The organism is Bradyrhizobium sp. (assembly GCF_035935975.1).
Classification (GTDB): Bacteria; Pseudomonadota; Alphaproteobacteria; order Rhizobiales; family Xanthobacteraceae; genus Bradyrhizobium.
Window position 1 is genome coordinate 116058 of sequence record NZ_DASYWN010000045.1, and the last position, 8885, is coordinate 124942.

Sequence of the window (8885 nt, forward strand, 5' to 3'; positions counted from 1 at the left end):
CCCCCTGCCGGTTAAAATGATTGTTCGGGATGAGAAATACCAGCCCCGGCAGCATCAAAGCTAGAGCCAACAACAGAATTGGGCGATTCCGGACAACTACTGAACGTAGTGCTGTCCCATTTCCGCCTCGCAAAGGTTCCAATTGGACCAACTCAGAGCGCGGCGGACCTCAATAACAGCGCGAGGCCGCAATGGCGTGGACGCGGCGATCGCCGAGCAGATGGGCGACAAATCCGTTCTTCGGAAAAATCTTTGCAAACGCGGCGTCGCGAATGCTGAGGCCGCCGGCATAGGCCCCGAAGGCCGGCATCACCGCGCGCATCCCATCACTGGCGAAGCAACGGCGCTCCATCGAACGGCCGCGCGCGGAGACGCGCGCCTTGGGATGCAGGTGGCCGGCGATCTCACCATCCGCGCCGGTCGGCTCGTGGCGGAAGGTGATCGGGCCGATCGCAACTTCGTCCGCGATGGTGCCGCCGAGATTGCGCGGCAGCATGGGATCGTGATTGCCCGAGATCCAGATCCAGTCGCGGCCGCTCTGGAGCGCAACGACGGCATCGCGATCATCGCCCGACAGGCGCTCATGCGCGGTGCGATCGTGAAAACTGTCGCCGAGTGCGATGACAGTTTTTGGATCATGGCGGGAGATGACAGCAGCGAGGCGACTGAGCGTCGCCAGCGTATCGTAAGGCGGCAGCAGCACGCCGCGCGTGGCGAAGCTGGAGCCCTTTTCCAGATGCAGATCGGAGACGACGAGCAGGCGCTGCTCTTCCCAGTACAGCGCGCCGGAGAGATCGGCGGCGAAAGTCACATCGCTGATGGTGACTTTGGATACGCGCATGTCCTCGACATCCCCCGAAATCAGCGCGCCTGCCGTCACGTCAAAACCTGCTTCTAACCCATCGCCTCTTTGACCAGCTCGTCGGCCGCTTCGGCCAACAGCTCGTCTGCAGCTTCGCCATAGACTGACTCGCGGCCGATTTCCAGCATCACGGGCACCGCGAGCGGGGAGACGTGGTCGAGTTCCCGGTGGGTGATGCGGCCCTGGATGCGGGCGAGCATGCCGCCGAGACGGCGCAGATCGAGCAGGCCGGTGGCGGCATCGGCGCGCGCGGCACGCAGCAACACGTGATCGGCCTGGTGTTTTCGCAGCACGTCGTAGACGAGGTCGGTCGAGAACAGCACCTGTCGGCGGCTCTTGTCCTCGCTGGTGAAGCGGCGCTCGATCAGGCCGGAGATCAGCGCGCAATTGCGGAAAGTGCGCTTCATCAGCGCGGACTCCGCGAGCCAGGCTTCGAGATCGTCCCCCAGCATGTCCGGATTGAACAGCGCATCGAGATCGAGCTGACCGTTGCGGATCATGAAGGAGGCATCGCCGAGCCCCCAGATCGCCACCGCATATTCATTGGCGACGAAGCCGAGCGGACGGGCGCGGGCGCGCTCCAGCCGCCGCGTCAACAGCATGCCGAGCGTCTGGTGCGCGAGCCGGCCCTCGAAGGGATAGCAGATGAGGTAATGCTTGTTGCCGCGTGGAAAGGTTTCGACCAGCAGCTCGCGCACGCCGGGCACGCGGGAGACGTCCTTCTGCAGCGACAGCCAGTCGCGCACCTGCTCGGGCAGGCCGTTCCAGGCGCGCTTGTCGTCGAGCAGGCGGCGCACGCGCTCGGCAAGATAGGTCGAGAGCGGGAACTTGCCGCCCATATAGGACGGCACCTTCGGGTCCTTGTCGTTGGCGCGGGAGACGTAGACCTGGTCCTCTGCCAAAGCTTCGTAGCGCACGACTTCGCCGCCGAAGACAAAGGTGTCGCCGGCGGTCAGACCCTCGATGAAATATTCCTCGATCTCACCTAACACCCTGCCGCCGCGCGCGATCGCGCCGGTCGAACCGCTTGCGTTCCCTTGGCCGGTGGAGCGTCCGCGCACCAGCCGCACCTTCAGCATCGGCTCTTCGACGATGGTGCCGACATTGAGGCGGTAGCTCTGCCGCACTTTTGGATTGGCGACGCGCCAGCGGCCCTGCTTGTCCTGCTTGATGCGGGCGAAGCGCTCATAGGTTTTCAGCGCGTAGCCGCCGGTCGCGACGAAGTCGACGACGTCGTCGAAATCCTGCCGGGCGAGGCCTGCGTAAGGCGCGGCGGTACGGACCTCGTCATAGAGATCGTCGTTGAAAAACGGCTCGCCGCAGGCGCAGCCGAGCACATGCTGGGCCAGCACGTCGAGCGCGCCGGTGCGCAAGGGCGGCGTATCCTGCGCATTTTCGGCGATGGCATCGATCGCGGCGCGGCATTCCAGCACCTCGAAACGGTTCGCGGGCACCAGCACCGCGCGCGAGGCTTCATCGAGACGATGGTTGGCGCGGCCGATCCGCTGCATCAGGCGCGAGGAGCCCTTGGGGGCACCGATATTGACGACGAGATCGACATCGCCCCAGTCGATGCCGAGATCGAGCGAGGAAGTGCAGACCACGCCGCGCAAGCGTCCGGCCGACATGGCCTCCTCGACCTTGCGACGCTGCGCGACATCGAGTGAGCCGTGATGCAGCGCGATGGCAAGGCCGTCATCGTTCATGCGCCAGAGATCCTGAAACAGCATCTCGGCCTGGCTGCGGGTGTTGACGAAGACCAGCGTGGTCTTGTTCTGCTTGATCAGCTCGTAGACTTCGGCGAGCGCGTGGCGCGCGCCGTGGCCGGCCCAAGGCAGACGCTCGCGCGTGTCAAGCATCTCGACCTGCGGCGGCGCTGCGCCGCCGGCGACGACGATATCGGCGGCCGCTTCCTGGCCGCCCGGCTGCGGCACCAGGAAGCGCGCGAGCTGATCCGGCTCGGCCACCGTCGCCGACAGGCCGATCGCGCGCATCTGCGGCGCCAGCCGCCACAACCGCGCCAGCCCAAGTGACAAGAGATCGCCGCGCTTGGACGTCACCAGCGCATGCAGCTCGTCGAGCACAATTCGTTTCAGCGAGGAGAACAGAAACGGCGCGTCGTCGGAGGACAGCAGCAGCGCGAGCTGCTCCGGCGTCGTCAACAAAATGTCCGGCGGATAGCGCCGCTGCCGCTGACGCCGCGACACCGGCGTGTCGCCGGTGCGGGTCTCGACCTTGATCGGCAGGCCCATCTCGGCGATGGGCCGCTCGAGATTGCGGGCGATGTCGACGGCGAGCGCCTTCAGCGGCGAGATGTAGAGCGTGTGCAGGCCGGCGCTGCGTTGCACGGAACGGCCGGTGGAAACGACAGCTTTCGCCGAAGCCGCGGGCTCGGCACTCAGCTCCACCAGCGTCGGCAGAAATCCCGCCAGCGTTTTGCCGGCGCCGGTGGGCGCGATCAGCAGAGCGCTAGCGTCCTCGCGCGCCTTCTCCAGCAGCGCGAGCTGATGCTCACGCGGCGACCAGCCGCGGGCCGCAAACCACGCCTGGAAGCGGTCGGGCAGCGACGCGGCCGGCTCGGCCGATATTTTGAGGATGCGGGGCGGCACGGCATCACAGGTAAGCCGCGGCGGCGGGTTCGTCGAGGGGTGGGGCCGCTTCGCCTCGCCCCGCTTGCGGGGAGAGGCCGGCGCGAAGCGACGGATGAGGGGGAGCCTCCGCGAGGGCAATTGTCACCGTCCCTGCGGAGGCTCCCCCTCACCCTACCCTCTCCCCGCAAGCGGAGAGAGGGGAAGCAGCAGCGGCGAGCGCCTACTCCGACATCGGCTTGTCGGAGATGTCCCAATCCTTGCCGCTGAAGGTGGAGATGAAGAGCGTCTTCATCGGCGTGTAGTCCTCGGGCGTGTAGTCGTAGGTGACGCCGTCGAGGAAATACGGGGAGTGGAAGCCCTTGAGGTTGGACGCCTGCTTCAGCACGTTGGCGCGGGTGAGCTCATCGCCGCAGCGGCGCAGGATCTCGCCCATGGTCACGGCCTGGCCGTAGCCGGCAAAGGCGATGGTGTTGTCGGGGTCGATCGCCGGCATGTACTTCTTGCGCAGCTCCTCGAACGCCATCACATCAGGATCCTTCTCCCATTTGGGCAGGCCGACTTCCTTGTTGTAGCGGATGGCGACGATGCCGGTGGCGTTCTCCAGGCCCGCGGCATTGAGGATCGAGCGGCCGGTCGAGCCCGCCGACAGAAGCTGCAGCGGCTTCCAGCCGAGCTCGGCAACCTTGCGGATCGACTGCGACGTCGCCTTGCCGGTGGTGATGTTGTAGAAGACGTCCGCGCCGGACTTGGAGAGATTGATGAGCTGGGAATCGACCGTGGGATCGGTGAGATCGTAGGTCTGCTCCATGATCACCTTGGCAGTGCCGCCGGCGTCTTCCAGAACCTTCTTGAACGGACCGAGGAAGTCGCGGCCAAAATCGTCGTTCTGGTAGAGGATGCCGATCTTGGCGTTCGGCTTCACGGCAACGACGTGCCGCGCCAGGATGCGCGCCTCGGTCGGATAGAGCGGCAGGCCCGCCATCGTCCATTTGAACTCTTTCGGGTTATTCCACTTCGACGCGCCGGTGTTGAGCAGCAGTTGCGGCACGCCCTTGGAGTTCAGGTATTTGTGCACGGAGGTCTGCGGCGCGGTACCGAGCGAACCGTAGAGCGCGAGCACTTCCTCCTGCTCGACCAGGCGCCGCGTCGCCTCGACGCATTTCGGCGCGCTGTAGGCATCGTCCATGGTCAGGAACTTGACCTTGCGTCCGTTGATGCCGCCCTTCTCGTTCAGCATCTGGAAATAGGCTTCGCCGATGCGGCCGAGCACGCCGTAGAGCGAGCCGGGTCCGGAATGCGGCACGGTCTGTCCGATCTTGATCTCGGTGTCGCTGGCACCCGCATCGTATTTCTTCTCCGCGGCCCAGACATAGGGCGCAGGCAGAGTGGATGCAGCGATGGTGGCGAGCGCGCCGGCGCTGAAATCGCGCCGCGATGGATTCTTGGTCATTATTTGTTTCTCCCTAGTGCGCGCATTGTGCTGGGAAGGCAGCGCGGCTCGCAAGTAGGAAGTCGTCGCTTTGCGACGCAATGACGCTTAAATTGCAGGGTGTTTAGCGCCTAGACTCAAGTTTTCTCGGCAACGACGACGAGGCCGCGCACCGGCTCGTTGTTCTCGTTGCGCGGCGAGGCCGGCTCTAGCGTCAGCAGCTTCAGTCCGGCCTTCGCAATGGCGCCGCGGACATATTCCGCCGAATGGGCATAGCGCAAACCTTCGCCGAGCACGATGCCGCTGCCATCATGCGTCTCCAGCGTGAAGGCGAGCACGCCGCCGGATATCAGCACGCGCCTGGCTTCCATCAGCACCGGCGCGAGATCGGAAAGATAGACGAACGCATCCGCAGCAACGACGAGGTTCGCGCTCGCATCAGCCTTGCTGCGCAGGCCTTCGATCATGTCGGCGACTTCGAGCTCGGCATAGAGCTCGGTGGCGCGCGCTTCCTTGATCATGCCGGGTGAGAGATCGATGCCGATGAAATAATCGACCTGTTTCGCGAAGGCAGCGGCGGCGAGGCCAGTGCCGCAGCCGAGATCGATGGTGCGCTTGAAGAAGGCGGGCTTCTTGGCGGCGACGCGCGCGGCGAGCACCGCCTTGAAGATCAGCGCGGGGGCGCGATAGCCGAGATCGTTGATCAGCGCGTGCTCGAAGCGCGGCGCATATTGATCGAACAGCGCCTGTACGTAAGCCTTGGGCATCTCCGCCATCTCTGCGCCGCCGAGCCGCATCAGATGCAGGCCGGCGCCGTGCTGGTCCTCGGGGTCGGAATCGCGCGCCTTGCGGAAGGCTTCGATCGCCTTGTCCCGCTCGCCGAGTTGCTGACGGATCTCGCCGAGCGTGAACCAGGCCGAGGTGAAGTTCGGCGCGAGCTCAATCGCCTGCTCCAACAGGTCGGCGGCGGCGGGCAGGTCACCCTTGAGCTGGAGGTCGCGCGCGAACTCGAAACGGCGGTCGGCCATGAGATCGCCGGAAGTCTGAAACAAGCGGAGGGGCATTGGGAACCAGGAAGCGAAGCGGGTGGTGACTCGAAGATGCGGTGGCGCGACCTATATAACAGGCATGCGCCCGCAAGACATCCTGCTGCCAACTGCTGACGGTCTGTGCTGCAAACCCGGCGGTTTCCATATCGACCCTGTCCGCCCGGTCGAGCGGGCCGTGATTACCCACGGCCATTCCGACCATGCCCGCGCCGGCCATGGCGCCGTGCTGGCGACGCAGGAAACGCTTGATATGATGCGGCTGCGCTATGGCGAGAATTTTGCCGGATCGACGCAAGTCATCAGCTATGGTGAGGAAATCCGGCTCGGCGACGTCACCGTCAAATTCCACCCGGCCGGCCATGTGCTGGGTTCGGCGCAGATCGCGGTGACGTGCAAGGACACCTGCATCGTTGCCTCCGGCGACTACAAGGACGCGCCCGACCCGACCTGCACACCGTTCGAGCTGGTGCCCTGCGACGTCTTCATCAGCGAGGCGACGTTCGGCCTGCCGGTGTTCCGGCACGGTGATGCCGCGGACGAGGTGAAGAAGCTGCTGGCGTCCGTGGCGCTGTTTCCGGAGCGCGCGCATCTGGTCGGCGCCTATTCGCTCGGCAAGGCCCAGCGCGTCATCGCGCTGCTGCGCCAGGCCGGCTACGACGCGCCGATCTATTTGCATGGCGCAATGGAATCGATCACCGCGTATTACCAGAGCCGGGGCATCGACCTCGGCGAGCTCAGGCCCGTGATGGGCGTGAAGAAGGCGGCGCTGGCCGGCACCATCACACTGGCGCCGCCCTCGGCCACCTCCGATCTCTGGACGCGCCGTTTTCCCGATCCCGTCACCGCGTTTGCCTCGGGCTGGATGCGCGTGCGCGCCCGCGCGCGGCAGCGCGGCGTCGAGCTGCCGCTAGTGATCTCCGATCACGCCGACTGGGACGGCCTCACCGCGACCATCGCGGCGACCGGCGCCGGCGAGATCTGGGTCACCCACGGCCAGGAGGACGCGCTGGTGCATTGGTGCCGGTCGCGAGGCCTGCGCGCGCAGCCGCTCGATCTCGTCGGCTATGGCGATGAGGAGGAAACCGAGACGCCGCTCCCGGACGAGGCCGAGGCATGAACCGCTTCGCCGAACTGCTGGACCGCCTCGCCTACGAGCCCGGCCGCAACAACAAGCTGCGGCTGATCACCGGCTATTTTCGCGAAGTCGGCGATCCCGACCGCGGCTATGCGCTGGCCGCGCTGACGGGCGCGCTCAGCTTCAAGCATGCCAAGCCGGCGCTGATCCGCGATCTGATCGCGTCGCGCACGGACGAGGTGCTGTTCGGGTTGAGCTACGATTACGTCGGCGATCTCTCGGAGACGGTCGCGCTGATGTGGCCGAAGGCGGCGCTGGCCGCCCACAACAACCCACCGCCCCCCACCCTCACCGAAGTCGTCACCACGCTGCGCACACTCGGCAAAACCGAGCTGCCAAAGCAGCTCGAACGCTGGCTCGATGAGCTCGATGAGACCGGCCGCTGGGCACTGTTGAAGCTCGTCACCGGCGCGCTGCGTATCGGCATCTCCGCGCGGCTGGCGAAGACAGCAGCCGCCGCACTTGGCGACAAGGACCCGCACGAGGTCGAGCTGATCTGGCCGGGCCTCAGCGCCCCCTATCTCGATTTGTTCGCCTGGCTGGAAGGCCGCGCCGAAAAGCCCGTCAATCGCGATCCCGCACCGTTCCGCCCGGTGATGCTGGCGCATGCGATCGAGGACAGCGATTTCCAAAACCTCGATCCCGCCGACTACGTCGCCGAATGGAAGTGGGACGGCATCCGCGTGCAGGCGGTCGCCGGGCGCGACGAGCGTGACCACGTCACCGCGCGGCTCTATTCGCGCACCGGCGAGGACATCACGGCAAGCTTTCCCGATCTCGTGCCGTCGCTGCGGCTGCCGGGCGCGATCGACGGCGAGCTGTTGATCCTGCGCGAAGGCCGCGTGCAGAGCTTTAACGTCTTGCAGCAGCGGCTGAACCGCAAGGCCGTCTCGCCGAAGCTGATCAAGGAATTTCCGATCCATTTGCGCGCCTATGATCTGCTCGGCGATGACGAGAACGATCTGCGCGAGCTGCCTTTCGCGGAACGGCGCGAGCGGCTAGAGAGCTTCATCCAGAAACTCGACGATCCCCGCATCGATCTGTCGCCGACCGTCCCCCTCACGAGCTGGGATGCGCTCACCGCCGCACGCGCCGACCCGGCAAGCGCCGGCGCGGGCGAGGATGCCGACGCGGTCGAGGGCGTGATGCTGAAGCGGCGCGATGCGCCCTATCTGCCGGGCCGGCCGAAGGGGCAGTGGTGGAAATGGAAGCGCGATCCGCACATCATCGACGCTGTGCTGATGTATGCGCAGCGCGGCCATGGCAAGCGCTCGTCCTATTATTCCGACTACACCTTTGGCGTCTGGACCGAGACCGAGGCCGGCGAGGAGCTGGTGCCGGTCGGAAAAGCCTATTTCGGCTTCACCGACGAGGAACTGCTGCGGATCGACCGTTTCGTCCGCCGCAACACCACGGAAAAGTTCGGCCCGGTCCGCCATGTCGTGCACGAGGGCGACAAGGGGCTGGTGCTGGAGGTCGCTTTCGAGGGCCTGCAGCGCTCGTCGCGGCATAAATCCGGCGTCGCGATGCGCTTTCCCCGCGTCAGCCGCCTGCGCTGGGACAAGCCACCGCGGGAGGCTGACCGACTGGAAACGCTGGAAAAAATGCTGAAAGCAGCAGCGGCGGAGGTTGAGGCTTGAATCGCCGCTGCTAAGGCAGAGCGCCCCCTCTCCCGCACGCGGGCTATCCGATTCACACATCGGTTTGGCCCATCTGCGACTGGCGCATCAACAGATTGGCGCCGCGCTTCATGGCTTGGAACTCGAGCCAGCCCTGAAGCATGACGATGGGGCCCGGCTTGCCGTAATAGCCCGTCCAT

Annotated in this window: 6 protein-coding genes; 2 read left to right on the forward strand and 4 right to left on the reverse strand. The window is 65.6% G+C overall.

Annotated elements, in window-relative coordinates; genetic code table 11:
• Positions 1-169: 169 nt before the first annotated feature.
• The 4 genes from pdeM to VGR99_RS28065 form a co-directional block, all read right to left on the reverse strand.
• Positions 170-841, reverse strand: a complete 672-nt coding sequence (pdeM, locus tag VGR99_RS28050) for a ligase-associated DNA damage response endonuclease PdeM (protein WP_326903198.1) — start codon at positions 839-841, stop codon at positions 170-172.
• Between the two features lie 53 nt (positions 842-894).
• Entirely contained in the window at positions 895-3471 is a 2577-nt protein-coding gene (locus VGR99_RS28055; protein ID WP_326903199.1) for a ligase-associated DNA damage response DEXH box helicase, read from the reverse strand.
• A gap of 202 nt (positions 3472-3673) precedes the next feature.
• A complete protein-coding gene (locus VGR99_RS28060) occupies positions 3674-4903 on the reverse strand; it encodes an ABC transporter substrate-binding protein (RefSeq protein WP_326903200.1) in 1230 nt (409 codons plus the stop codon).
• A gap of 116 nt (positions 4904-5019) precedes the next feature.
• A complete protein-coding gene (locus tag VGR99_RS28065) occupies positions 5020-5946 on the reverse strand; it encodes a class I SAM-dependent DNA methyltransferase (RefSeq protein ID WP_326903201.1) in 927 nt (308 codons plus the stop codon).
• 64 nt (positions 5947-6010) lie between these two features.
• On the opposite strand from VGR99_RS28065, the gene VGR99_RS28070 reads away from it, so the two are divergent.
• Positions 6011-7048, forward strand: a complete 1038-nt coding sequence (locus VGR99_RS28070; protein WP_326903202.1) for a ligase-associated DNA damage response exonuclease — start codon at positions 6011-6013, stop codon at positions 7046-7048.
• Complete coding sequence (locus VGR99_RS28075; RefSeq protein WP_326903203.1) at positions 7045-8706, forward strand: ATP-dependent DNA ligase; 1662 nt, start codon at positions 7045-7047, stop codon at positions 8704-8706. Before VGR99_RS28070 ends, VGR99_RS28075 begins: the two co-directional genes overlap by 4 nt.
• The last annotated feature ends 179 nt before the right edge of the window (positions 8707-8885 follow it).